The sequence below is a fragment of the Uliginosibacterium sangjuense genome, from assembly GCF_059132465.1.
In genome coordinates, this window is the sequence record NZ_CP101132.1 from 820,589 (window position 1) to 844,112 (window position 23,524).

Consider the following 23,524-nt stretch of genomic DNA (forward strand, 5'->3'; position numbering starts at 1 on the left):
GAGCGGGAGGGCAGACATGAACCCACGCATGAGCCCCCGCTTCCGTCTGCCACTGCATGTCGTGACGGCAGGCGGCTCCGCCCTGCTGTTGGTCGTCGTGGCCCTGGTCCTCGCCTGGCATGCCTACAGCGGCACGCGCCAGGTGCTCACCGCGACGGTGGAGGAAGACGCGATGCGCGTGTCGCAGGTGCTGCGCGACAAGATCCGCGGCATCCTCGAACCGGCGGTCGGGCAGATCGAGTTGCTGGCCCACAACGACATCGTGCGTGCCCGTTCCCAGTCGCAGCGGCTGGCCGGCGTGGCCCTGGCACATGCTGTGTTCGGCGCCAACGCCTTGCTGGATGCCTGGTACGTCGGCTATCCAGACGGCAGCTTCGTGCTGTTCCGCCGCCTGTCCAGCCCGGAGATGCGACGGGTGTTCAAGGCGCCCGAGCATGCCACGCTGCTGGTACAGACGCAGAGCGTGACGGCGCGCGGTGGCAGCAGCGGCGATTTCTATTATTTCGATGAACAGCAGCAGATGCTGCTGCACCAGCCGCGTCCGGGCTACGTCTTCGATCCGCGCACCCGGCCCTGGTTTCAGTTGGCGCGCGGCAACGACCGGCCGGTGCTGACCGAGCCCTATGTGTTCTTCACCACCCGCGAGGTGGGGACGACCCTGGCGCGCGAGGCCTACCCCGGCGGTGCCGTGATCGGACTCGATGCGACGCTGGATGGGTTGGCGCGCGAGGTGGATGAACTCAAGATCACCCCCGGCTCGCGCGTGGCCATCGTCGATGCCGCCGACCAGGTGATCGCGCTGAGCGATCGCGCGGTGCCGATCAGCTTCGATGCGCGTGGCGAGCCCCGCCTGGCCGCGTTGACGAGCCTGGAGCCGACGCCGGTGCAGGTGGCGGGCCGCTTGTCGCGGCAGGACCTGCAACGCAGCACCCATGCCGATGAGAACGGGGACTGGGAGCTGATGTCCATCCCGGTCACCCTGCGCGCCGAAGGGCAGACCCTGCGCGTGTTGATGGCGGTGCCGCACAGCGAGCTGTTTGCGACGGCGCGCGCGCTGCTGCAGCGCCACCTGCTGATCACGCTGCTGCTGATTCTCGCCTCCATCCCGGCCGGTTACTGGCTGACCCAGCGCCTGGTACGCCCGTTGCGAGCCTTGGCCGAGACCACCCGCGCGGTGGCCGCCTTCGATTTCAGCGCGCGCGATCTACCGCCCTCGCGCATCGCCGAGGTCGACCTGCTGGCCACCGCCACCGCGCAGATGAAGAGCACCATCTCGCGCTTCCTCGATGTGAACGTGGCGCTCAATTCCGAAGCGCGCCTTGAGCGCCTGCTCGACATGGTGCTGCGCGACGTGGTGAACATGAGCGAGGCGCGCTCGGCCGCGCTGTACCTGCGCGATGAGACGCTGCTGCGGCGCTCGCAGTTGCTGTCGCTGGAGGGCGCGCAGGCCGTCCACCCCGATGTCCTGCCGCTGGCGGGCGAGCACCTCGCCGCACAGGCCCTGCGCACGCATGGCAGCGTGCTGGGACGTGTCGCGCCGGAGGCGCCGGAGCTGGTGGTGGTGCCCTTGGAGACCCTGGCCAACGAGGCCGTGGGGGTGATCCTGCTGGAGCTGGGGCGACCCCTGAACGTATCCGGCGAAGGGCTGCGCGATCCCTTGCTGGGCCTGGTCGAGGCCTTGTCGGCCACGGCCGCGGTGGCGATCGAGACGCGCCACCTCATCGATGGCCAGAAGCAGTTGCTGGAGGCCCTGATCCAGTTGCTGGCCGGCGCCATTGACGCCAAGAGCCCCTACACCGGCGGTCACTGCCAGCGCGTGCCGGAGCTCACCAAGATGCTGGTGCGCGCGGCACAGGACGAGCGCGAGGGGCCGCTGCGCGACTTCAGCCTCAGCGAGGAAGAGTGGGAGGCGGTGCACGTCGGCGCCTGGCTGCACGACTGCGGCAAGATCACCACGCCCGAGTACGTGGTCGACAAGGCGACCAAGCTGGAGACCCTCTACAACCGCATCCACGAGGTGCGCATGCGCTTCGAGGTGCTCAAGCGCGATGCCGAGATCAACTGCCTGCGCGCGATCCAGTCCGGCACGCCGGAAGCCGAGGCGCGCGCCGCCCTGCAGCGCAACTGGCAGGCGCTGGACGAGGAATTCGCCTTCGTCGCCCAGTGCAACATCGGCGGCGAGTTCATGGGCCAGGACCAGGTCGCACGCCTGCGCGAGATCGCCGAGCGACGCTGGATGCGCACCCTGGACGACCGCCTGGGCCTGTCACGCGACGAGCTGCGCCAACTCGGCGAGCGCCCGGCAGAGCCCCTGCCGGTCAGCGAGAAACTACTGGCCGACAAGCCCGAGCACCTGGTCGCGCGCGGTGCGCACGAACTGCTGGCGGCCGACAATCCCTGGGGCTTCAAGCTCAGTGTGCCGCAGCACAAGTTCAACCGCGGCGAGTTGCACAACCTCTCGATTGGTCGTGGCACGCTCACGGATGAAGACCGCTACATCATCAACGAGCACATCGTGCAGACCATCATGATGCTCGAACGCCTGCCCTTCCCGCGCCACCTCAAGAGCGTGCCGGAGATCGCCGGCGGCCACCACGAGCGCATGGACGGCAAGGGCTACCCACGCCGCCTCACGCGCGAGCAGATGAGCATTCCGGCGCGCGTGATGGCCATTGCCGACGTGTTCGAGGCGCTGACCGCGGCCGATCGGCCTTACAAGGCCCCCAAGACCTTGTCGGAGTCGTTGACCATCATGGCGCGCATGGTGCGCGAGCAGCACCTTGATGGCGAGCTGTTCGCCCTGTTCGTACGCAGCGGCGTCTACCGCCGCTACAGCGAGAAATTCCTCAGCGCGGCCCAGCGCGACGAGGTGGATGAGGCGGCTTTGTTGGCGGCCTGTCTTCAGTAGCGTACGCGCATTGCATAGCAATGCGCTCTGGTCGGTCCGAAAAAGCAGGGGCGATTCGGGCCTGCGCGCAGCCGCCTAAGCATGCGTACGGGCTGAGTTACGCCAGGCTTGCGGGGAGCAGCCTCCGATGCGTTTGAAGGAACGCCCAAAAGCCGTGCTGTCGGAGTAACCAAGGCATCTGGCGATGTCTTCGATTGAACGATTGGTATCGCGCAGCATCTGCTGGGCAAAGCAGATGCGAACCTCGTCGAGCAGGTGCCGGAAGGTTGTGCCCTCTTTCTGAAGAAGGCGATTCAAGCTGCGCTTGTGGAGGCTCAGCGCCCTTGCCACCTCTTCCTCTGCGCACTTCCCGGTAATCAGGGCGATCCTGATCTCCCTGCTGACCATGGAGGAAAATGTCTTCCCAGCGCGGGCCTCCAGCATCCCGGCTTGCCAGGCTGCGCAAGCATAAGCGTGAATGTCAGTGTCCTGAAATGAAAGCTGTAGCCAGCAGGCCTGAAAAACCAGCTCAGCGAGCTCCGCATTGAAGCTGACGGGGGCCTGAAAGGCTTCTCTGTAGCTGTCTGCTTCAGCGGGTTCTCGAAATGGAAAGCGCACTTCGATGGGGCGCCAGGCCGGGCCGCACAGGCTGCGCATGATGACAAATGCTCTCCCCATCGCCGAGGCACAGAACTGGTCGCCGCCAGGCAGGCTAGTGTCCAGGATGGCGTAACCGATGTGTGCATTGGCGCCATTCACCTTCAGGCTTGCGATGGCTGATCGGTTATGCAGTGAAAGGTATTCGATCAGATTCTTCAGGGCCGTTCCCACATTCGGGGAGTGGCGGACCAGCGCACCAACCGTGCCGAGCGCCGCGTCATCAACGGTCATGCCAAGGCGCAGGCCAAGACAGGAGCATTTTCCGAGCCTGACGCAAGCGTCTGCCAGCTGCGCCGCACGGCGGTAACTGATGATGCCATTGGGATCGTCAATCAGCGCCCTGTCGAATCCGATGGCTTCGAAAATCGGCTCTGGCGCAATTCCCTGCCGGTTCAGCTCTGAACACAAATGCGAAAAGACACCCACCCGTAGTTCGCCTGGGCCAGGCATCGGAGGCAAGGGAGCGGTGATGGGACGCATGGGCGAAGGGGCACCGTTGATGTGCCGCAAATCTAAACCAGCTGTCGCGAAATGTAGATTCCTGCCCATTGGTGCAGACCCAGAATTGAAACTCATGGTCCTGCCGGCCAAGCGCGGGCCAGGAAGAAGTCAAACGGTATCCACAAGGAGAGCGGAAAATGACTGCATTTCCTCGCGTCAGGCTGATGTTCCGCGGTTTTGTGCTGGTGAGCCTGGCTTGCCTTTCTTTGCACAGCGCGCAGGCTCAAATAGAACTGGAGGCGTCCGGCTTGCTGAAGAAGGCCACAGATTTCCTGGCCCAGCAGCAGAAGTTCCGCCTCGATACCCGCAGTTCGCTCGAAATCGTTCTCGATTCCGGACAGAAGATTCAGTTTGACCACACGGCTGCACAGTCAGTGCAACGACCGAACAAGTTGCGTGTGGAGCGTGGCGGCGATCTGGTCAATCAGCTCTTCGTGTACGACGGAAAGTCACTGATGCTCAGTAGTCCGTCGCAAAAAATCTATGCCAGCGTGGCCGCGCCGGACACGCTTGAAGCGATGCTGGACTTCGCACGCAGTTCGCTGGACATCGTTGCACCGGCTGGCGACCTGCTCTACCGCGATGCCTATGACATTCTGATGACGGATGTCGAAAGCGGCTTCGTCGTCGGGAAAGGGGTGGTGGAGGGCGCGCGCTGCAATCACCTGGCTTTCCGTGCACCGCATGTCGACTGGCAGATCTGGATCGAGGATGGCCCGCGCCCGCTGATCCGCAAACTGGTTCTGACGACCCGTGACATGGTCAGTGCGCCTCAATTCTCGGTGGTGGTCAGCCGCTGGGATTTCAAACCGGCCTTCGTAGCTGAGACCTTTCGCATGACGCCGCCCAAGGGCGCGCAGAAGGTCGACTTCATCGCCCCGCGTTGATCCAGCCGAAAGGAACAGTCAATGAATACTTTCAAGGCCAACAGGCTGCTTCTGCTGGGGGTGGTCGTGTTTGCCGCCTCGTTCTGTGATGTCAGCTTCGCCCCGATGCCGGGGCTGCGCTGGATGCCGACGGCGCAAGCCGTGGTCGGTGCGCCACTGACGCCCATCTCCGGCGCCGGGGTAGCCCGTCGCACCACACGGCGCGTTGTTGTGGCGGAGGGTGCAGCGGCGAGCAGCACACAACAGCAGCAGGCCCAGACGGCCCAGCAGCAGGCTCAGACGGCTCAACAACAGGCGGCCACCGCGCAGCAGCAGGCGGCAGTGGCCCAGCAGCAGGCTGCCGCAAGCAAGCCGGCCAAAGGGTCGGTTTCCACCATCCTGCCACCGGGCTGCAAGCCCGAAACCAGGGAGGGGGTCGAGTACCAGAAATGTGGCGAGGTTTATTACCGGGCAGCTTTCCAGGGCAACAACCTGGTCTATGTGGTCCAGTGAACCCGACACCAGGGGAAAGGGGTCAGCCGTGAGCAAGCATCGTGGGGTTGTCCTGTCCTTGTCGCTGCTGGTACTGGGGGGGCCTGCCCTGGCGCTCGACCCGGGCATCAACCAGCCCGGCGTGGCCGGAAACCGGGGTGTCGCGGGGGGGGCGCCGGGCGTGGGCAAGGTCGACCCGGGTATCAACCAGCCGGGCGCTGCCGGGAACCTGGGTGTCGCAGGGGGCGCCCCGGGCGTAGGCAAGGTCGATCCGGGCATCAACCAGCCGGGGGCGGCGGGTAATCGTGGCGTAGCGGTCGATCCGGGGCTCAATCAGCCGGGGGTCGCCGGCAATACACGCGGCGTGGCACGCCGTTCCGTGCGATAGCGCATCCACTGGCTGAGCCGACATGATCACGCGCCTGTGTCGCAGACCGGTCTGCCTGCTTGTCTGTGTCCTGTTCCCGCTCGTCCTGGGCGGCCGAGCGCTGGCCGCCGAGGCGGCGGACCCGCGCTTTTACTCTGCCGAGGATGGTGAGTTCGACATCAGCGGATACATCGACCAGGCCTATGGTTTCGTGCCGATCGTGGCGCCCATCACGGAGCCGGCGGTGGGCCTCGGCGCGGCTGGCGCGGCAGTATTCATCGACAAGCCGGCCCGCGAAGATGGCCGTGCCGGTTTCGGCCGCCCCAACATCACGGCAGTTGGCTTGCTGGGCACGGAGAATGGTACGCGCGGGGCTTTCGTGGCGGACGTGCGTCACTGGCTGGATGACCGGCTGAAGACCCTGGCGGTGCTGATGAAGTCTTCGGTGAACCTGGATTTCTACGGCCTGGGTCGCGTGCCGGTGCTGCAGGATTCGCCACTGCCTTATACGCTGGGCATCGAGCTGGCCATGCTCCAGGCGCGTTACCGGCTCGGTCAGTCGCCCTGGTGGCTGGGCCTGGGCTACGTGCGTGCCAACGTCGCTTCGAGCTTCGACGCGGCGGCCGGTACGCCCGGCCTGCCGGATTTTTCGAAAGACTCGAAGGTCGGCGGGCTGCTGCCTGTGCTGAACTACGATTCGCGCAACTCGCCTTTTACGCCCACCGCCGGCAGCCTGTTTGAACTGAGCGCGGGGGTGTTCAACAAGTCTCTCGGCGGCGACAGCGACTTCCAGCGCTACAGCCTGACCGGCCTTCATTACCTTCCGCTGGCGCGGGACTGGAACCTGGGCCTGTTCGGCAGTGCTTCCGCCCTGCAGGGCGATGCGCCCTTCTATGTGTATCCCTTCGTGATGATGCGGGGTGTCCCCGCCATGCGCTACCAGGGCGAACAGGTGGCGCAGCTGGAGGCTGAGGTGCGCTGGCAGTTCTGGAAGCGCTACAGCCTGGTGTTCTTTGGTGGTGGCGGGGCGGCACGCCTGGACGCCAGCCGCGCCGAATCAAAACGCGAAGTGCTGGCGGGCGGGCTGGGCATCCGTTACGAACTGGCGCGCAAGTACGGCCTGCACATGGGGCTGGATGTCGCGCGGGGTCCGGACGGCAATGCCTTTTACATCACCTTTGGCAGCGCATGGATGCGTCCATGAGTTCCGCGCTCCCCTCTCGAATGCCAAGCCATGCACTTGATCCGGCGCCCGCTGTGTCGGAGCCGGGGGAGTGTCCCCATGTGCAGCCGGATGCAGGACGGGCAACATGAACACGCCGCAGAAGAAGATCGTGTTTGCAAAGCCACGCGCCAAGCTGGCGGCCTTGCCGCCGGGTGCGCGCCACCGCTTCCATGCAATCGTCAAACCGGTGGGCGCACAGTGCAACCTGGACTGCCCCTACTGCTATTACCTTCACAAGGAAGAACTGCTAGGGCAACCGCGTCAGCCACGCATGGCCGATGATGTGCTGGAAGAACATATCCGCCAGTACATCGAGGCGCAGACCGGCGAAGAGGTGGTGTTCAGCTGGCAGGGGGGCGAGCCGACCATCCTGGGGGTGGACTTCTTCCGCAAGGTGGTCGCCCTCCAGGCCCGCCACGCCCGGCCGGGCCAGCGCATCGAGAACGACCTGCAGACCAATGGCACCCTGCTCGACACCGAGTGGGCTGTGTTCCTGAAGCAGCACGGTTTTCTCGTCGGCCTGAGCTGTGACGGCCCGCAGGTGCTGCATGACCGTTATCGCGTCACCAAGGGCGGGGCGACGACCCACGCCAAGGTGGTGGCGGCGGCGCGCCTGCTGCAGCAGCACGATGTGCCCTTCAGCGTGCTGTGCGTGGTCAATCGCGAGAATGCCCTGCAGCCGCTGGAGGTGTATCGCTTCCTGACGCGGGAACTGGGCGCCCGCCGCCTGCAGTTCATCTCCTGCGTCGAGCCGAAGGATTTCGCCAGCGTCGCGCCACAGCACCAGGGGCAGGTCGTGCAGCCGGTGGTCGGCAGTCAGGCTGCGCGGCCGGGCACGCCCGGCTCGGTGGTGACCGACTGGTCGGTCGCGCCCGAGGACTGGGGCCACTTCCTGAGTGCGGTGTGGGATGACTGGTATGCCAACGATTACGGCAAGGTGCATATCGACCTGTTCGAGAACGTGGTGGCCCAGTCACTTGGCATGCCCGCGCAGCGCTGCATCACGGCGGAGTTCTGCGGCAAGAGCCTGGCCATCGAGCACTCGGGCGAGGTGTTCTCGTGCGACCACTATGTCTATCCCGAATACAAGCTCGGCAGCATTGCCGACACGCACTGGAGCGAGATGGCCTACTCCGCGCGCCAGCAGGGCTTTGGCTTCGCCAAGCGCGACACCCTGCCGCAGGACTGCCGCGAGTGCCGCTACCTCAAGCTGTGCTGGGGTGAGTGCCCGAAGAACAGGCTCGTGCGTACCACCTCGGGGGAGCCGGGCCTGAACTATCTGTGCCACGGCCTGAAGCATTTCTACAGCCATATCCAGCGCGACATGCCGCGCATCCTGCAGCAGGTCTCCCGCTACCTGGAGCGGATCCAGGGCGCGCAGCCGGGGGCTGGGAATCCGGATGCCGCGCCATGAATCACCCGACAGACCGAATCACCAGGCATTGAAACAGGAGGACGTATGAAGACGCGAACTTCCCTGACCGTCATCGCCGCGACGCTGGCGTCGCTGTTCATGGCATCAGTCCAGGCCCAGGCGCCTGCCAAACGGCCCAACATCGTCATCCTGCTGGGTGACGATCTTGGCTTTTCTGATATTGGCGCCTTTGGCAGCGAGATCAAGACGCCCAACATCGACGCCCTCGCCAGTGATGGCGTGCGCTTCACCAACTTCTACACGCATGCCACCAGTTCGCCGACGCGCTCGATGCTGCTGACGGGTGTGGATACGCACCTGAACGGGCTCGGCAACATGGACGAGTGGACCGCGCCTAACCAGACGGGTGTGCCCGGCTACGAGGGCTATCTCAACAAGCAGGTGGCGACGCTGCCGCAGTTGCTCAAGGGCGCGGGTTACCACACCTACATGGTGGGTAAATGGCACCTGGGCAAGACGCCGGACCTGATTCCGGCGGCGCGTGGCTTCGAGCGTGACTTTACGCTGCTCGACGGTGCCGGCAGCTACTGGGACATGAACAACTTCACCGCTGTCGCGCCCAAGTCGGTGTTTACCGAAGATGGCCGCTACCTGACCGAGTTGCCCAAGGACTACTACGCCACCAAGACCTACACCGACAAGCTGATCAGCTTCATCGATGCGAATCGCGGCGACGGCAAGCCCTTCTTCGCCTATGTGGCCCACCAGGCCCCGCACGACCCTTATCACCTGCCACATGACTGGCGGAACCGTCATGTGGGCGAATACGACCAGGGCTGGGATGCCGTCCGCCAGGCGCGCCTGAAACGTCAGATCGAGCTGGGCATCATGCCGCCCGGCACGCAGCTCTCCGAGCGTATGTGGTTCATTCCCGATCCGACCGTGCTCGCACCCGCCGCCCGCGCGATCCAGGGCAAGAAGATGGAGCTGTATGCCGGCATGGTGGAGAACATGGACCACCATATTGGGCGCTTGGTGCAGCACTTGAAGGACATCGGCGAATACGAGAACACCATCTTCGTGACCTTCGGCGATAACGGTGCCGAGGGAACCGATCTGTTCAAGATGATTGCCGGCTCGCCGGGCTCGCGCGATTTCCTGTTCGCTTCCATCGCCTGGTCCCAGACCCACCCCAATGCCTGGGGCGATCCTGGCTCCTACGTCGGCTACGGCCCAATGTGGGCGCAGGTTTCAATGACGCCGTTCAGTCAGTACAAAGGCTGGATGGCCGAAGGTGGCATCCGCAACGCGCTGATCGTCAGTGGGTCGCCCGTCAAGCGTGCGAAGGGCAGCATCAACAACGGGCTGATGCATGTCGCCGACATCGTGCCGACCATGCTGGAACTGGCCGGCACCCGTTACCCGGAGCAGTTGGACGGGCAGAAACTGCCTCCGCTGATTGGCAAATCCTGGAACAAGGTGCTGGCCAACCAGGCCGACTCCCCACGCACCGAGCAGGATTACCTTGGCTGGGAGGTCTTCGGAAACTACGCCATCCGCCAGGGGGAATGGAAGATCCGCTGGCAGTACAAGTCGTATGGCAAGGAACGGTGGGAGCTGTTCAACGTGGCGAAGGATCCGGCAGAGCGCAAGGATCTTGCTGCCTCGAACCCCGACAAGCTCAAGAGCATGGTTGCCCTGTGGGATCGCTACGCGCAGGAGAACAACGTCATCCTGCCCAACCGTTCCATGTTCGAAACACTGGAAGACCAGTTGCCACCGCGTGTGCAGGACGACGCCGGCTATCCGCCGCTGATCTACAAGAAGCAGTTCCTGCCACCCAAGGACATGCTGAAAGAACCCAAGCCTTGATCGCAGTGCTGATGAATCGCTCAAATATTCAGGAAGGATGGCTCGTATGACCCAATACCACGCAAACACCCGCCAGTCGCGCACTGCGCTGCGCATGGCCGCGGTAGCGGTAGTCGCCCTGGGGCTGTGCCAGTCGGTACAGGCCCAGGTGCCCGGCCGCTTTTACTGGAAATCCCTTTCCGGCGGCAGTGCTGTGCCACTGATCTTCGAGTCGGTGAGCGGTAACACCAATCCCTTCGATACCTCGCACCAGGTGAGCGCCGGTGCCAACTTCGACGCCACGCTGGCGATGGCCGGATTCGCGCAGACCTTTGCGCTGCTCGACCGCTCCGCAATGGCTGCCGTGATCCTGCCGATGGGGCGCCTGTCCGGCGAAGCCTCAAAAATCGTCAACGGCGCCACAGTCAGCTCTGCCCAGCAAACCGCCAGCGGCTTCGGGGACCCGATGCTGGAGTTCGACATCAACCTGATCGGGCCGAAGGCGCAGCGGACCATTCCCGACGCAATTCGCTACGAGCCGGGATTTTCGCTGGATCTGCTGGCCGACCTGGCGCTGCCGATCGGCGAGTACAACAGCAAGCAGGCCCTGAATATCGGGCAGAACCGCTGGTATGGCCGCATTGGCGCACCCATGGTGATGCAGATCGGCGCCTGGGTGCCGGGACGGCGCACCACCTTCGAACTGCTGCCCTCGGCGTGGATTTTCGGTGACAACACCGACTACGTGGGCCAGACCCTCAAGACCGATCCCCTGTTGCAGCTCGATGCTCACTTGACGCGCGACTTCAACGAAACCTTGTGGGGCTCGCTGGATGCGTCCTGGTACAGCGGCGGCAAGTCCACGATCAATGGGGTGGCTGGCGAAAAGCGCAATGACGTCGCCTTTGGCCTGACGCTGGGTTGGAAGATCAACGAAAACATCAACCTCACCTTCGGCTACAAATCGACGGGCAACGACAACAGCGCCGGCGACATGCGCATGGATAGTTTCATGATCACCCTCATCTCGGGCTGGCATCCGATCATCGAAGGCGCGCGTCGGCTGAAGGGAGAATGACGCAAGCATCCGACGCGGCAGCCCTCGCCGACACCCGCGGGGGTCTGGGCTGTGATGACTCGATCCGGGGGGCCACCTTCCGACACAACAGAAACGGAAAGCACGATGCTGAAAGCACTTGTCAGTGTTGGCCTGGCGATGGTCGCCGTGACCATGAGCGTCGGCTCGTATGCACAGGAAGACCAAGCCGCCGAACTGGCCAAGAAACTCTCCAATCCGGTTGCCGCGCTCATCAGCGTGCCGATCCAGTACAACCATGACGAATACGGCGGCGTGAACAAAGGCGGCTCGGTCGACAGCCTGGTCTTCCAGCCCGTGGTGCCCTTTGAAATCAGCCAGGACTGGAACCTGGTCACGCGCACCATCGTGCCCTTCGTCGATCGCCAGGGCTTTCCGGCAGCGACCGTCAACCAGTCCGGCCTGGGCGACACCAGCGCCAGCCAGTTCTTCTCACCCAAGGCTCCCACGGCGGGCGGCTGGATCTGGGGCGTGGGCGTTGTCGAGCTGCTGCCGACTGCAAGTGAATCGACGCTGGGTACCGAAAAGCTGGGGCTCGGACCGACGGGGGTGGTGCTCAGGCAGAGCGGGCCATGGACAGTGGGCTACCTGGGCAGCCACATCTGGTCAGTGGCCGGGGACGGGGAGCGGGAAGGCGTCAACCTGACGACCGTGCAGCCCTTCATGAGCTACACGACCAAGACCCACACGACCATCGGTGCCTATACAGAATCGGTCTACGACTGGCGCGCCAAGCAGTGGACGGTGCCGCTGATCGTGCAGGTTGGCCAGCTCTTCAAGCTCGGCTCCCAGGTGATGCAGTTCGCGGTGGCCGGGAAATACTGGGCCGAGGCAGCGGACGGCGCCCAGAAAGGCTGGGGGGTACGGGCTCAACTGACGCTGCTGTTCCCGAAATGATGATCCCGCCTGAGCCACTACATGGGCTGGCGTGCGCTGACCGTTTCTCATAGGTGCGGCAGGTAACAACAGGTCCCTAGCATGCACTACCAGACACAAGCGCGCCGGACTCGAACCACAGGGCTCAATTTGATTGCCGAATTCAAGCGTGCCAGCTTGAGGATGGTTGGCGGCCTCTGCCTGCTTGTCATACACAGCCTGGGCTCTGTTTCCGCTCAGAGTGCTCCACCCTTCAGCGTCAAGTCCGACAGGGTCAAGCGCAATGCCGAAAGCATGCTGGCGCTGATGAGTTTCTCGGCCGTCCCGGATCTGACCAGCAGCACCTTGAGCATGGATGCCGGAACAGGCAGTGCCGAAAGCTCGTCCCTCGTGATGTCGCAGCTCGCCGGAGGGGATTCGATCAGCAAGAGCTTTCCGCTTTACCTGGAAGGCGGCGTCGCCTACGCGCGTTACGATCCGACCTTTCTCGCCAGCAATGGGCAGACCGAGGCCCTGCTACCGGCCAAATGGACCTCGGGCAGCCTCAGCGGCGGGGTGGGCTGGGATTTCATGCTGGCCGACAAGCTCAAGCTCAGACCCATCTTCAACTTCATGGTGGGTTCGCTCGCGAGTACGCTCACCACGGTTTCCACGGCCATTGAAAACAAGCTCGACGCCAACTTCAGCTTTTTGCAGGGTGGGCATATGAACGCCTACGGACTGGGCGGTTCGGTGATGCTTGATTACGAGGATTACGCCCCCGCACGCGAGATCGATGTCGAATGGCGATACTCCAATGTCCAGCTCAAGAGCTACGACACGGTGTTCGAGAGCAGTGCTTCTGGTGAGACCCTCAGCCTGTGGACCCGCTGGCGGGCACCGACCGGACTCAATGCACTGGGACGACCCGTGCGCTATGTGCTTGAAGCGGCCCACACCACCTATCTTGGAGATCAGGCCGGCCTGCTCGGTTTTGATCAGCTCACATCGCTGGGTTTTGGACTTGAGCTGGATTCGAGTGCTCACGACGTCATCATTACCCGTACCCGCCTTGTCTTCCGCTATCGCTTTGGCAATAACGTCGAAGGTACGTCCGTGGGGATTGCGGTTAGCTTCTAGGTGTCCTGCGAGTATTGCTTGATATGTTCAATGGCGCGACAGGCCGCGTCTTCAGGCCGGTGGTTTGTAAACTCATATAAACCAACGGCCTGAAGTTCTGCGCTCAACGAACCGAATTGTTTGTTTTCAGCGCGGACTACCAGTTCGTCTCGCGTTCCGGGGTCGCCGTGATGCGATGGATGCTGAGGTCGGCCCCGTCGAATTCTTCTTCGGGGGATAGGCGGATGCCCACCGCCGCCCGCAGGCCGCCGTAGACGATCACGCCGCCCAGCAGCGCCACCGCAATGCCGCCCAGGGTGCCGATGACCTGGCTGGCAAGGCTGACCCCGCCCAGCCCGCCCAGCGCCTGCTGGCCGAAGAGGCCGGCGGCGATGCCGCCCCAGGCGCCGCACAGGCCATGCAGTGGCCAGACGCCCAGCACGTCGTCGATCTTCCAGCGGTTCTGCGTCAGCGTGAAGAGCTGGACGAACAGGGCGCCTGCCACGATGCCGACGATCAGGCTGCCGGCCGGGTGCATCACGTCGGAACCGGCGCAGACCGCTACCAGCCCCGCCAGCGGGCCGTTGTGCACGAAGCCGGGGTCGTTGCGGCCCAGCAGTAACGCGGCCAGGGTGCCGCCGACCATGGCCATCAGCGAGTTGAGCGCGACCAGGCCGGTGATGGCCTCCATCTTCTGCGCGCTCATCACGTTGAAGCCGAACCAGCCGACGATCAGGATCCACGCCCCCAGGGCCAGGAAGGGGATGCTGGAAGGCGGGTGGGCGGCGATGGCGCCGTCCTTGTGATAGCGGCCGCGACGCGCGCCCAGCATCAGCACGGCGACCAGGCCGATCCAGCCGCCCACGGCATGCACGACCACACTGCCCGCGAAGTCATGGAAGGGGGCGCCGAAGCTGGCCTGCAGCCAGTCCTGCAGGCCGAAGTGCTTGTTCCAGGCGATGCCTTCGAAGAAGGGGTAGACGAAACCGACTACCAGGAAGGTGGCGGCGAGTTGCGGCGCGAAGCGCGCGCGCTCGGCGATGCCGCCCGAGACGATGGCCGGGATGGCCGCCGCGAAGGTCAGCAGGAAGAAGAACTTGACCAACTCGTAGCCACTGGCCTGGGTCAGGCTGGCGGCGTCGCCCATGAAGTGCAGGCCGTAGGCGATGCCGTAGCCGATGAAGAAATAGGCGATGGTGGAGACCGCGAAGTCGGTCAGGATCTTGACCAGGGCATTGACCTGGTTCTTCTTGCGGACGGTGCCGAGTTCAAGAAAGGCGAACCCGGAGTGCATGGCCAGCACCATGATGGCGCCCAGCAGCACGAAAAGTACATCGGTTGATATTTTGATCTGCTCCATTATGGACTCCTTATGCACGACGGCGGAGCCGAAAGCAGATTTCGGGCCTGGTTTTTAGTCTTTGAAAATCATTGGCTTATGCCTTTCTGGCGAACAGGATTTCCCATGTTTGGTGCCTGGAGTCTTGTTGGTGGCACGTTATTGGTGCTTGTTTCCGGCTTATTGATTGTGCCTGTGAGCAATTTGGTGCGTAGCGCGTCGGGTGGTTGCGCGTGATTGGTGCGTTGCGTCAGAAAGTGTAGGCCACGCTGCTGCCTTGCGGCTCGATGCGTTCCAGCAGACGGGCCAGGGGGTAGAGCTCGCGATAGCGGCGGCAGGTGGTGCGCAGGTACTTGAAGACGAGCGGCATGTCCTTGAGGTAACCGTCCTTGCCGTCGCGGTGGTACAGCCGGGCGAAGATGCCCAGCACCTTGATGTGGCGCTGGGCGCCCATGAACTCGTAGTCGCGGTGGAAATCGGCGAAGTCCGCGCGGACCGGCAGACCGATGTGGCGTGCGGTTTCCCAGTAGCGGGCCAGCCAGTCCAGGGTCTGCTCTTCCTCCCATTCGATATAAGCGTCCTTGAAGAGGGAGGCGAGGTCGTAGCTGAGCGGGCCGTATACCGCGTCCTGGAAGTCCAGTACGCCGGGGTTGGGCTGGCTCAGCATCAGGTTGCGGCTGTGGAAGTCGCGATGCACGAAGACCTTGGGCTCGGCCAGGTTGACGGCCAGGATGCGCTCGAAGACCTCGTACAGCTCGGCGCTTTCTTTTTCGTCGAGCTGGATATTTTTATGGCGTGCCAGATACCAGACCGGGAACAGCTCCATTTCCCGCAGCAGGCGTTCGCGGTCGTAGTCGGGCAGCACGCCGGGTCGGCTCGCGCGCTGGATCACCGCCAGGCTGCCCAGGGCCTCGGCGTAGAGCTCGGCCGCGTTGTCCGGTGTGAGTGCAGACAGGTAGGTGGTGTCGCCGAGGTCTGACAGGAGCAGGAAGCCTTGCGCCAGATCCTGCGCAAACACACTCGGCACATGGGCGCCGGCGGCGCGGAACAGTTCGGCGACGTGCAGGAAGGGGCGGCAGTCCTCGTGGCTGGGCGGCGCATCCATGATGATGCGGGTGCTGCCGTCGGCCAGCGTGGCGCGGAAGTAGCGGCGGAAACTGGCGTCCGCCGAGGCGGGGCGAAGCGTGAAATCCAGACCGGGAAGCTGTTGGTGAAGCCAGTGCTGCAATTGTTCCAATCGTTCCAAGTCGGGGCTCCTGCTCGCCTTTGTGTAGAATCCGGGCATCTTATCAAACAGAGGTTCGCCGCCCGCGGGGGTGAGCCGCGCGTTTCGCCGCACCTTCAATGTCCCGAAACCACCGTCACCGCCCCCGGCCCCTGCATGGAAGCGGTGTCCAGCCCCGTTTGCTGGTCTTGGCCGTGTCTGCTGCCGTCTGTGCGATGGCGCGCCCCCTGGGTGCCGCTCCGCTGGAGGTCGACCCGCGCCTCTTGCTCGGGCATTCGCTGCTGGCGGCCAATGGTGCCGTCGCTGCGGCACCGGCCGCGCCGCCGCCGACGCGCCTTGAAGCCGATCGCATGGAAGGACGCACCGATGCGGAGCTGCATGCCGTTGGCCAGGCGCGCATGGAGCGCGGGGACACGGTGCTCAATGCGGAACGGATGCGCCTCGACCAGGTGACCAGCGATCTGCATGCCGAGGGCAAGGTGGTGCTCACCAAACCGGGCGAGACGATCCGCGGGCCGCGGGCTTTGCTGAATCTCGACACCTATTTCGGCGAGTTCTACACCCCCACCTACGAAATCGTGCGAACCCGGTCGCAGCGCGGTGAGCCGGACAGCCGACGCGAGCTGGTGCTCAGCGGCGAGTCGGACCTGCTCAAGCTGCAGGGCGAGAACCAGTACCACTTCGACCGTCTGACCTACAGCTCCTGCCCGGCGCCTGACCCCGACTGGTTCCTGCGTGCCAGCAGCGCGCGCATGGATTTCGACCGTAATACCGGGGTCGCCACCAACGCCAGCGTGTGGCTCAAGGGCGTGCCCATCCTGTGGACGCCCTGGGCGGAATTCCCGCTCGATGGCGGCCGTCAGTCCGGTTTCCTGCCGCCGGTCATCGCGACCGGTAACACCACTGGCCTGGACATCAGCGCGCCCTATTACCTGAATCTCGCGCCCAATTACGACGCCACCATCGCGCCGCGCTGGATGGCCGACCGCGGCGCGCAGTTGTCGGGCGAGTTCCGCTACCTGAACCCGGGCTACTTCGGGGTCTTCCGCTCCGAAATGATGCCGCAGGACAAGCAGACCGGCGAGGCGCGCAGCTTCACGACTTGGCGGCATGACTACAACACAGGGCGCTGGGGCGGCTTCATTGATGTGAGCAATGCCTCCGACGAGTACTACTTCGCCGATATGGGGACGCGGCTGGCGACCAGTTCCCAGACCTTGTTGAGTCGCCAGGTCACGGCCAACACGGGCGGCGGGGGCTGGACTTTCGGTCTCAATGTGCAGAATTACCAGACCTTGATCGGCTTCACCGGGGACGAGCCCTACCAGCGCCTGCCGCAGTTGACGGGCAAGGTGTCGCTGCCTGATGTGAAGGGTTTGTCTTTGCAAATGCCCATGGAGCTGACGCGCTTTGCTCACACTCTGAAGGACGAGGGCACGCGGACCTGGGCGTACCCGCAGGTGTCTCTGCCGGTGCAGGGGGCGGCTTACTACATGACCCCCAAGTTGGGCGTGCACCTCTCGCAATACCAACTCGACCGGCGGACGAGTGTTGGCGAGGAGTCGGTGGGGCGGTCGGTGCCGACCTTCAGTTTCGACACCGGACTCAATTTCGAGCGCGACACCGATTTGCAGGGGCGTGGCCAGATCCAGACCCTGGAGCCGCGACTGTTCTACGTGCGCACGCCTTACCGTGAGCAGGATGACATCCCTGTGTTCGATTCCGGCCTGGCCGACTACAACTTCGCGCAGATCTTCGCCGAGAATCGCTTCTCCGGGAACGACCGCATCGGCGATGCCAACCAGCTCACCGCGGCGATCACCTCGCGCCTGATCGAGGCCGACTCCGGTGAGGAATGGTTGCGCGGCGCCGTGGGGCAGCGCTTTCATTTCGCCGACCAGAAGGTTGGCCTGAACACCACGAATACGCAGCCTACGCGCAACAACGACAATTGGCTGGCCGGCCTTTCCGGCCGCGTGACGCGCGGGTGGTGGGTGGACAGCCTGTACGAATACGACCCTGTCGAGGCGCGCACCCAGAGCGGCGTGCTGGCCACCCGCTACACGCTGGAGCCGGGACGGGTGATGTCTGCTGCCTATCGCTATCGCCAGGGGAACCTGCGCGACGTAGACCTGTCTGGGCAATGGCGCATCGGTGGTGGCTACTCACTGGTTGGGCGCTACAACTACAACATGCGTGACCACCAGATGTCGGAGTCGCTGGCTGGCCTGGAATACAGCGCGGGCTGCTGGTCCTTGCGCATGGTGTGGCACTCGGTCGTGAATACCCGGACGGATACGACCGTGGGCAAGGCGGAATACACCAGCGGCTTCTTCATTCAATTGCAACTGGACGGGCTGTCCGCGATCGGCTCCAGCCCGACCTCCCTGCTCAAGCGCAACGTCGGGGGCTACCAGCGCCTCGACAGCAGCGCCTCGATGGGCGAGGAGTGAGTCGATGCACGTCGAGCGGATCACAGGAAGGAAGTACACGGGAATGATCAGGTTTCTCTCTCTTGGCCGGGCTGCCCTGGGGGCTGCTCTTTTGTGCACGGTGTCGGCGGCCTGGGCGGCCTCGCTCGACCGCGTGGTGGCGGTGGTCAACAATGATGTGATCACGCGTCTGGAACTGAATGGCAAGGTCGACGCCGCGATTGCGCAACTGACCCGCGGCGGAACCGCGGTGCCGCCGCGTGCGCAGGTGGAGCGGCAAGTGCTGGAGCGGGTGATCCTCGAGCGCATCCAGCTCCAGCAGGCGCGCGAACTGGGTGTGCGGATCGACGAACTGACCCTGCAGCGTGCGCTACAGACCATTGCCGACAACAACAAGCTGTCGGTGGCGGACCTGCGCCGCGCGGTGGAAAACAACGAGAAGATCCCTTGGGAACGCTTCCGTGAAGATATCCGCAACGAAGTGACCTTGTCGCGCTTGCGCGAGCGCGAGGTCGACAGCCGGGTGGTCGTTACCGAGGGCGAGGTGGATGCCTTCCTGGCGAGCCCGCTGGGCGCGATCGGCGGGCGCGAGTTTCTCGTCTCGCACATCCTGCTGCGCGCGCGCGATGGCGCCACCGAGCAGGACTGGCGCCGCCTCCAGGCGCGCGCCGCCGAGGTCAACCGCCTGATCGCCCAGGGTGACGACTTTGGCAAGCTGGCCGCGGCCTTCTCCGACGCACAGGACGCGATGCAGGGCGGTTCGCTCGACTGGCGTACGGCTGACCGCCTGCCGGGTATGGTCGCCGAGCGCCTGGCGCAGATGAGCAAGGGCGCAGTGAGCCCGGTGATTCGCAGTTCTGCCGGCCTGCACATTTTCAAGCTGGTTGATCTGCGCGACGTGGGCAGTACCCGTCAGCAACAAGTCGAGCAGACCCGCGCGCGTCACATCCTGGTCCGCAACAGCGACGTCCCCAATGAGGCCGAAGCCTTGCGCCGCCTCAATCTACTGCGCGAACGCTTGCTCAGTGGGGCGGACTTCGCCGAGCTGGCCCGAGCCAACTCCACCGACATGAGCTCGGCCAAGGGGGGCGATCTGGGCTGGCTGTCGGCTGGCGAGACGGTGCCCGAGTTCGAGCGCGCGATGAACGCGCTCAAGCCGGGTGAGATCAGCGGCGTGGTCAAGTCACCTTTCGGCTGGCACCTGATCCAGGTGCAGGAACGCCGCCTCGCCGATGTGACCGAAGAGCGTCGCCGCCAGGAGGCGCGCATGGCGCTGCGCGAGCGCAAGGCGCAGGAAAACTACGAGGATTGGTTGCGTCAGTTGCGCGACCAGGCCTATGTCGAGATCAAGCTCGACTGAGCGCGGCGTGGCGCCGAGTCCGACCATCGTCATCACCAGCGGCGAACCGGCGGGCGTCGGGCCCGAGCTGTGCGCCATGCTGGCGCGCGGCGACTGGCGGGACACCCCGGCCCGCCTGGTCGTGCTGGGAGACCGCGAACTGCTGGCCAGTCGTGCGACGGCGACCGGCGCCCATGTCGCGGTACGCGACTACAGACCGGAGTCCGCGCCCCTGCCGGGCACGCTCGAAGTTCTGCACGTGCCGCTGCGTGCCGCTGCTCAGGCCGGGACACTCGACCTGCGCAATGCGACCTATGTGGTGGACCTGCTGGATCGTGCCATCGACGGTTGCATGACGGGCGAGTTCGCCGCCATGGTCACCGCACCGGTGCAGAAGAGCGTGATCAACGATGCCGGCATCGCCTTCTCCGGCCACACCGAATACCTGGCCGAGCGGACCGGCACGTCGCGCGTGGTCATGATGCTGGCGGGCGAGCATGGCCCGGCCGAGGCGCGTAGCTGGCTGCGCGTGGCCCTGGCCACCACCCACCTGGCGCTGAAGGACGTACCGGCAGCCATCACGGCGAGCGAGCTGGAACAGGTCATCCGCATCCTGCATGCCGACCTGCAGGACAAGTTCGGCCTGGTCCGGCCGCGCATCCTGGTGGCCGGCCTCAATCCGCATGCCGGCGAGGGCGGGCACATGGGGCGCGAAGAGATCGACTGCCTGCAACCCGTGCTGGCGCGCTTGCGTGCCGAGGGCATGGAGCTGGTGGGCCCGCTGCCGGCCGACACCTTGTTCACGCCGCGCCAGCTCGCGCGTGGCGATGCTGTGCTCGCCATGTACCACGACCAGGGTCTGCCGGTGCTCAAGTACGCCACCTTTGGTGGCGGCATCAATATCACCCTGGGCCTGCCGATCATCCGGACCTCGGTCGACCATGGCACTGCGCTGGATCTGGCTGGCAGCGGACGGGCCGATCCCGGCAGTCTTTTTGCTGCGGTCGATTGCGCGCTGGCAATGATCGCTGCTGCACAGACCAAAGCACACTCATGAAGAAACGCGATTTCCTGCAATGGGGGTTGGCCTCGGCTTTCCTGTCCGCTTGCGCCACCACTTCACAGACCCCCAGCCCGCTTCTGACGGAACAACCCGTGCCGCCAGCGCCAGTGCCGCCAGTAGCCCGGGCCAAGCCGCGCCTGGGCCTGGCCTTGGGCGGAGGCGCCGCGCGCGGCCTGGCGCATATCGGCGTGATCAAGGCGCTGGAGACGCAAGGCCTGGTGCCGGACATCGTGGTGGGTACCTCGGCGGGCAGCGTGGTCGGCGCGCTCTATGCCTCGGGCATCGGCGCCTTCGACCTGCAGCAGCTTGCCTTCCGCCTTGAGGAGAGCAAGCTCACCGACTGGGCCATCTTCGAGCGCGGCTTCCTCAAGGGCGAGGCGCTGGAGCGCTTCGTCAACCAGAGTGTCGGCAACAAACCGATTGAGGGCCTGCGTCGCAAGTTCGGTGCGGTGGCAACCGATCTCGCCAGTGGCGAACCCATCGTCTTCGCGACCGGCAACGTGGGTATGGCGGTGCGGGCGTCCTCGGCCATTCCCGAGGTCTTCTCGCCGGTCACCATACGTGGCCGCGACTATGTGGATGGTGGCCTGGTCAGCCCGGTGCCGGCGCGCGCCGCGCGCCAGCTCGGTGCCGACGTGGTGATCGCGGTGGATATTTCCGGACGCCCCTCGGGCAAGAAGAATGCGGGCAGCGTCGACATGCTGATGGACACCATCGCGATCATGGGCAACACGCTGGCGACCTACGAGCTGCGCGAGGCTGATGTGGTGATCCGGCCCGACATCGCCGGCCTGCCGCGTTCCAGCTTTGAGCTGCGCCACGAAGCCATCCTGCGCGGGGAGCGTGCCGGTTTCGCGGCGATTCCCCGCATCCGCGAAGCCCTGGCAGCCTTCGGGAGTCGTTGAGATGCCCGACGGTCACCAGGCACGCAAGCGCTTCGGCCAGAATTTCCTGGTCGACCAGAACATCATCGGCAAGATCGTCGCCGCGATCGCGCCCAAGCCGGACCAGCACATCGTCGAGATCGGCCCTGGCCTTGGCGCGCTGACGCGTCCGGTACTGGCCGCTTGCGGCCACCTGCATGTGGTGGAGATCGACCGTGATCTGATCGCGCGGCTACACGAGAATTTCAGCGCGGATCAGCTCACTGTGCACGAGGGCGATGCGCTGGCCTTCGACTTCGGCAGTCTGCCCGCCCCCTTGCGCGTGATCGGCAACCTGCCCTACAACATCTCGACCCCCTTGCTGTTCCACCTGGCCGACCATGCCGAACGCGTGCGCGACATGACCTTCATGCTGCAAAAGGAGGTGGTCCAGCGCATGGTGGCGGAACCGGGCACCGAGGAGTACGGCCGCCTGTCCGTGATGCTGCAGTACCGCTTCGACATGGCGCGCCTGTTCGACGTGCCCGGCGGGGCATTCCGTCCCGCGCCCAAGGTGGTTTCTGCGATCGTCTACATGCGGCCGCGGCCGCTCGCAAGCCTGTCCTGCACCGATGTCGCGCTGATGGGGCGCATCGTCACCGCCGCCTTCGGCCAGCGCCGCAAGACACTGCGCAACACCTTGCGCGCCTGGCTGGACGATGCGGACTTCGTGAGCCTGGGCCTTGATGCAGGCGCGCGCGGTGAAACATTGGCGGTGGATGATTACGTGCGCATCGCCAATCATCTGGCGGCGCGCGCGCAACCTGAAGCGCAATCCGAACACGGAGAAAACGACTGATGGCAAAAGCAATGATTCTGGCCGCAGGGCAGGGCACCCGCGTGCGCCCGCTGACCAAGGACCTGCCCAAGCCGATGATTCCCATCCTCGGCAAGCCGGTGCTGGAATACATCATCGAGCATCTGGCGCGCTATGGCGTGCGCGAGATCATGATCAACGTGGCCTTCATGCACCGCAAGATCGAGGAATACTTCGGTGACGGCCATCGCTGGGGTGTCGAGATCGGCTATTCCTACGAGGGCGGCGTGGATCACGGCGACATCGTGCCCAAGCCCGTCGGCTCGGCGGGCGGCATGAGGCGCATCCAGGACAACAGCGGTTTCTTCGATGAGACCACGTTGGTGCTGTGCGGGGACGCGATCATCGACCTGGACATCGGCGCCGCCCTGCACGAGCACGCGAGCAAGGGCGCGATCGCCTCCGTCGTGACGCTCAACGTGCCGCGCGACGAGGTCAAGAATTACGGCATCGTGGTCGCGGACAAGGAAGGCAAGGTCCTCTCGTTCCAGGAAAAGCCGAGCCCCGAGGAAGCCAAGTCCACGCTGGCCTCGACCGGTATCTACCTGTTCGAGCCGGCCGCGCTGGATCTGATTCCCTCCGGCAAGGTGTATGACATCGGGAGCGAACTGTTCCCCTTGCTGGTGCAGAAAGGGCTGCCCTTCTACGCGCAGAATCGCTTCTTCAACTGGATCGACATCGGTCGTGTGACCGACTACTGGACGGTGCTGCAACGCGTGCTGCGCGGCGAGATCGCGCAGATGGACATGCCCGGCAAAGAGGTTGCGCCTGGTGTGTGGGCTGGGCTGAACACGCACATTGACTGGGACAAGGTCAGCATCACCGGGCCCGTCTACATCGGCTCCAGTGTGCGCATCGAGCCGGGCACGACCATTGTCGGCCCGTGCTGGATCGGCCACGGCTCCCACCTGCGCCGCAACTCCACCTTGGTACGCAGCGTGCTTTTCGAATACACCCGCGTCGGTGAAGGCATGACCTTCAACGAGATGGTGGTGTCATCCCGCTACTGCGTGGACCGCAGTGGCCACACGACCTATGTGGGTGACGACGACTGCCCGCTGCGCTGGGGCGATGCGCGCGCCTGATCCCATG

General features: G+C 64.5%; 19 protein-coding genes. 16 read left to right on the plus strand and 3 right to left on the minus strand.

Going from position 1 to position 23,524, the window contains the following annotated elements:
• Window positions 1-28: 28 nt before the first annotated feature.
• Entirely contained in the window at window positions 29-2,908 is a 2,880-nt protein-coding gene (locus NMB43_RS03750) for an HD domain-containing phosphohydrolase (RefSeq protein ID WP_494350818.1), read from the plus strand.
• A 75-nt stretch (window positions 2,909-2,983) separates the two neighbouring features.
• On the opposite strand, the gene NMB43_RS03755 is transcribed toward NMB43_RS03750, so the two are convergent.
• Window positions 2,984-4,027: an AraC family transcriptional regulator gene (locus NMB43_RS03755; RefSeq protein WP_494350819.1), complete on the minus strand. Its 1,044-nt coding sequence runs from the start codon at window positions 4,025-4,027 to the stop codon at window positions 2,984-2,986.
• A 158-nt stretch (window positions 4,028-4,185) separates the two neighbouring features.
• Here NMB43_RS03755 and NMB43_RS03760 point away from each other — a divergent pair, with 158 nt between their 5' ends.
• From NMB43_RS03760 to NMB43_RS03800, 9 genes are all read left to right on the plus strand, one after another.
• Window positions 4,186-4,935 carry a DUF2092 domain-containing protein gene (locus tag NMB43_RS03760; RefSeq protein ID WP_494350820.1) on the plus strand — a complete coding sequence of 250 codons (750 nt, stop codon included), beginning with the start codon at window positions 4,186-4,188 and terminating at the stop codon, window positions 4,933-4,935.
• Window positions 4,936-4,956: 21 nt separating this feature from the next.
• Window positions 4,957-5,427 carry a hypothetical protein gene (locus NMB43_RS03765; RefSeq protein ID WP_494350821.1) on the plus strand — a complete coding sequence of 157 codons (471 nt, stop codon included), beginning with the start codon at window positions 4,957-4,959 and terminating at the stop codon, window positions 5,425-5,427.
• 28 nt (window positions 5,428-5,455) lie between these two features.
• Window positions 5,456-5,794, plus strand: a complete 339-nt coding sequence (locus NMB43_RS03770) for a hypothetical protein (protein ID WP_494350822.1) — start codon at window positions 5,456-5,458, stop codon at window positions 5,792-5,794.
• 22 nt (window positions 5,795-5,816) lie between these two features.
• Entirely contained in the window at window positions 5,817-6,977 is a 1,161-nt protein-coding gene (locus tag NMB43_RS03775; RefSeq protein ID WP_494350823.1) for a BamA/TamA family outer membrane protein, read from the plus strand.
• 106 nt (window positions 6,978-7,083) lie between these two features.
• On the plus strand, window positions 7,084-8,412 hold the full coding sequence (locus NMB43_RS03780; RefSeq protein ID WP_494350824.1) for an anaerobic sulfatase maturase: 1,329 nt from the start codon (window positions 7,084-7,086) through the stop codon (window positions 8,410-8,412).
• Between the two features lie 45 nt (window positions 8,413-8,457).
• Window positions 8,458-10,245, plus strand: coding sequence for an arylsulfatase (locus NMB43_RS03785; RefSeq protein WP_494350825.1), 1,788 nt, complete (start codon window positions 8,458-8,460; stop codon window positions 10,243-10,245).
• A 46-nt stretch (window positions 10,246-10,291) separates the two neighbouring features.
• On the plus strand, window positions 10,292-11,302 hold the full coding sequence (locus tag NMB43_RS03790) for a transporter (protein WP_494350826.1): 1,011 nt from the start codon (window positions 10,292-10,294) through the stop codon (window positions 11,300-11,302).
• Window positions 11,303-11,407: 105 nt separating this feature from the next.
• Window positions 11,408-12,217: a transporter gene (locus tag NMB43_RS03795; RefSeq protein ID WP_494350827.1), complete on the plus strand. Its 810-nt coding sequence runs from the start codon at window positions 11,408-11,410 to the stop codon at window positions 12,215-12,217.
• 81 nt (window positions 12,218-12,298) lie between these two features.
• Window positions 12,299-13,315, plus strand: coding sequence for a hypothetical protein (locus NMB43_RS03800; RefSeq protein ID WP_494350828.1), 1,017 nt, complete (start codon window positions 12,299-12,301; stop codon window positions 13,313-13,315).
• A gap of 136 nt (window positions 13,316-13,451) precedes the next feature.
• Here the strand turns inward: NMB43_RS03800 and NMB43_RS03805 are convergent, their stop codons facing one another.
• Together NMB43_RS03805 and NMB43_RS03810 are read right to left on the minus strand one after the other, a co-directional pair.
• Window positions 13,452-14,654 carry an ammonium transporter gene (locus tag NMB43_RS03805; RefSeq protein WP_494350829.1) on the minus strand — a complete coding sequence of 401 codons (1,203 nt, stop codon included), beginning with the start codon at window positions 14,652-14,654 and terminating at the stop codon, window positions 13,452-13,454.
• A 229-nt stretch (window positions 14,655-14,883) separates the two neighbouring features.
• Entirely contained in the window at window positions 14,884-15,879 is a 996-nt protein-coding gene (locus tag NMB43_RS03810) for an aminoglycoside phosphotransferase family protein (protein WP_494350830.1), read from the minus strand.
• A 194-nt stretch (window positions 15,880-16,073) separates the two neighbouring features.
• Between NMB43_RS03810 and NMB43_RS03815 the strand changes: the two genes are divergently transcribed.
• Genes NMB43_RS03815 through NMB43_RS03840 form a run of 6 tightly spaced genes read left to right on the plus strand, consistent with a single transcriptional unit; the run spans window position 16,074 to window position 23,517 of the window.
• Entirely contained in the window at window positions 16,074-18,311 is a 2,238-nt protein-coding gene (locus NMB43_RS03815; protein ID WP_494350831.1) for an LPS-assembly protein LptD, read from the plus strand.
• Between the two features lie 43 nt (window positions 18,312-18,354).
• Window positions 18,355-19,650, plus strand: coding sequence for a peptidylprolyl isomerase (locus NMB43_RS03820; RefSeq protein WP_494350832.1), 1,296 nt, complete (start codon window positions 18,355-18,357; stop codon window positions 19,648-19,650).
• A complete protein-coding gene (gene pdxA / locus NMB43_RS03825) occupies window positions 19,628-20,686 on the plus strand; it encodes a 4-hydroxythreonine-4-phosphate dehydrogenase PdxA (RefSeq protein WP_494350833.1) in 1,059 nt (352 codons plus the stop codon). The genes NMB43_RS03820 and pdxA overlap by 23 nt, the downstream gene beginning before the upstream one ends.
• Window positions 20,683-21,597 (plus strand): patatin-like phospholipase family protein, encoded by a 915-nt coding sequence (locus tag NMB43_RS03830; RefSeq protein WP_494350834.1) that lies wholly within the window; start codon window positions 20,683-20,685, stop codon window positions 21,595-21,597. The genes pdxA and NMB43_RS03830 overlap by 4 nt, the downstream gene beginning before the upstream one ends.
• 1 nt (window position 21,598) lies before the next feature.
• Window positions 21,599-22,414, plus strand: a complete 816-nt coding sequence (gene rsmA / locus NMB43_RS03835; protein ID WP_494350835.1) for a 16S rRNA (adenine(1518)-N(6)/adenine(1519)-N(6))-dimethyltransferase RsmA — start codon at window positions 21,599-21,601, stop codon at window positions 22,412-22,414.
• Window positions 22,414-23,517 (plus strand): nucleotidyltransferase family protein, encoded by a 1,104-nt coding sequence (locus NMB43_RS03840; protein ID WP_494350836.1) that lies wholly within the window; start codon window positions 22,414-22,416, stop codon window positions 23,515-23,517. Before rsmA ends, NMB43_RS03840 begins: the two co-directional genes overlap by 1 nt.
• The last annotated feature ends 7 nt before the right edge of the window (window positions 23,518-23,524 follow it).

What these genes read in the sequence shown, in the direction of transcription:
- NMB43_RS03750 (WP_494350818.1), top strand. Translation starts at nt 29, where the DNA reads ATGAGCCCCCGCTTCCGTCTGCCACTGCATGTCGTGACGGCAGGCGGC.
- NMB43_RS03755 (WP_494350819.1), bottom strand. Translation starts at nt 4,027, where the DNA reads ATGCGTCCCATCACCGCTCCCTTGCCTCCGATGCCTGGCCCAGGCGAA.
- NMB43_RS03760 (WP_494350820.1), top strand. Translation starts at nt 4,186, where the DNA reads ATGACTGCATTTCCTCGCGTCAGGCTGATGTTCCGCGGTTTTGTGCTG.
- NMB43_RS03765 (WP_494350821.1), top strand. Translation starts at nt 4,957, where the DNA reads ATGAATACTTTCAAGGCCAACAGGCTGCTTCTGCTGGGGGTGGTCGTG.
- NMB43_RS03775 (WP_494350823.1), top strand. Translation starts at nt 5,817, where the DNA reads ATGATCACGCGCCTGTGTCGCAGACCGGTCTGCCTGCTTGTCTGTGTC.
- NMB43_RS03780 (WP_494350824.1), top strand. Translation starts at nt 7,084, where the DNA reads ATGAACACGCCGCAGAAGAAGATCGTGTTTGCAAAGCCACGCGCCAAG.
- NMB43_RS03785 (WP_494350825.1), top strand. Translation starts at nt 8,458, where the DNA reads ATGAAGACGCGAACTTCCCTGACCGTCATCGCCGCGACGCTGGCGTCG.
- NMB43_RS03790 (WP_494350826.1), top strand. Translation starts at nt 10,292, where the DNA reads ATGACCCAATACCACGCAAACACCCGCCAGTCGCGCACTGCGCTGCGC.
- NMB43_RS03795 (WP_494350827.1), top strand. Translation starts at nt 11,408, where the DNA reads ATGCTGAAAGCACTTGTCAGTGTTGGCCTGGCGATGGTCGCCGTGACC.
- NMB43_RS03800 (WP_494350828.1), top strand. Translation starts at nt 12,299, where the DNA reads ATGCACTACCAGACACAAGCGCGCCGGACTCGAACCACAGGGCTCAAT.
- NMB43_RS03805 (WP_494350829.1), bottom strand. Translation starts at nt 14,654, where the DNA reads ATGGAGCAGATCAAAATATCAACCGATGTACTTTTCGTGCTGCTGGGC.
- NMB43_RS03815 (WP_494350831.1), top strand. Translation starts at nt 16,074, where the DNA reads ATGGCGCGCCCCCTGGGTGCCGCTCCGCTGGAGGTCGACCCGCGCCTC.
- NMB43_RS03820 (WP_494350832.1), top strand. Translation starts at nt 18,355, where the DNA reads ATGATCAGGTTTCTCTCTCTTGGCCGGGCTGCCCTGGGGGCTGCTCTT.
- pdxA (WP_494350833.1), top strand. Translation starts at nt 19,628, where the DNA reads ATGTCGAGATCAAGCTCGACTGAGCGCGGCGTGGCGCCGAGTCCGACC.
- NMB43_RS03830 (WP_494350834.1), top strand. Translation starts at nt 20,683, where the DNA reads ATGAAGAAACGCGATTTCCTGCAATGGGGGTTGGCCTCGGCTTTCCTG.
- rsmA (WP_494350835.1), top strand. Translation starts at nt 21,599, where the DNA reads ATGCCCGACGGTCACCAGGCACGCAAGCGCTTCGGCCAGAATTTCCTG.
- NMB43_RS03840 (WP_494350836.1), top strand. Translation starts at nt 22,414, where the DNA reads ATGGCAAAAGCAATGATTCTGGCCGCAGGGCAGGGCACCCGCGTGCGC.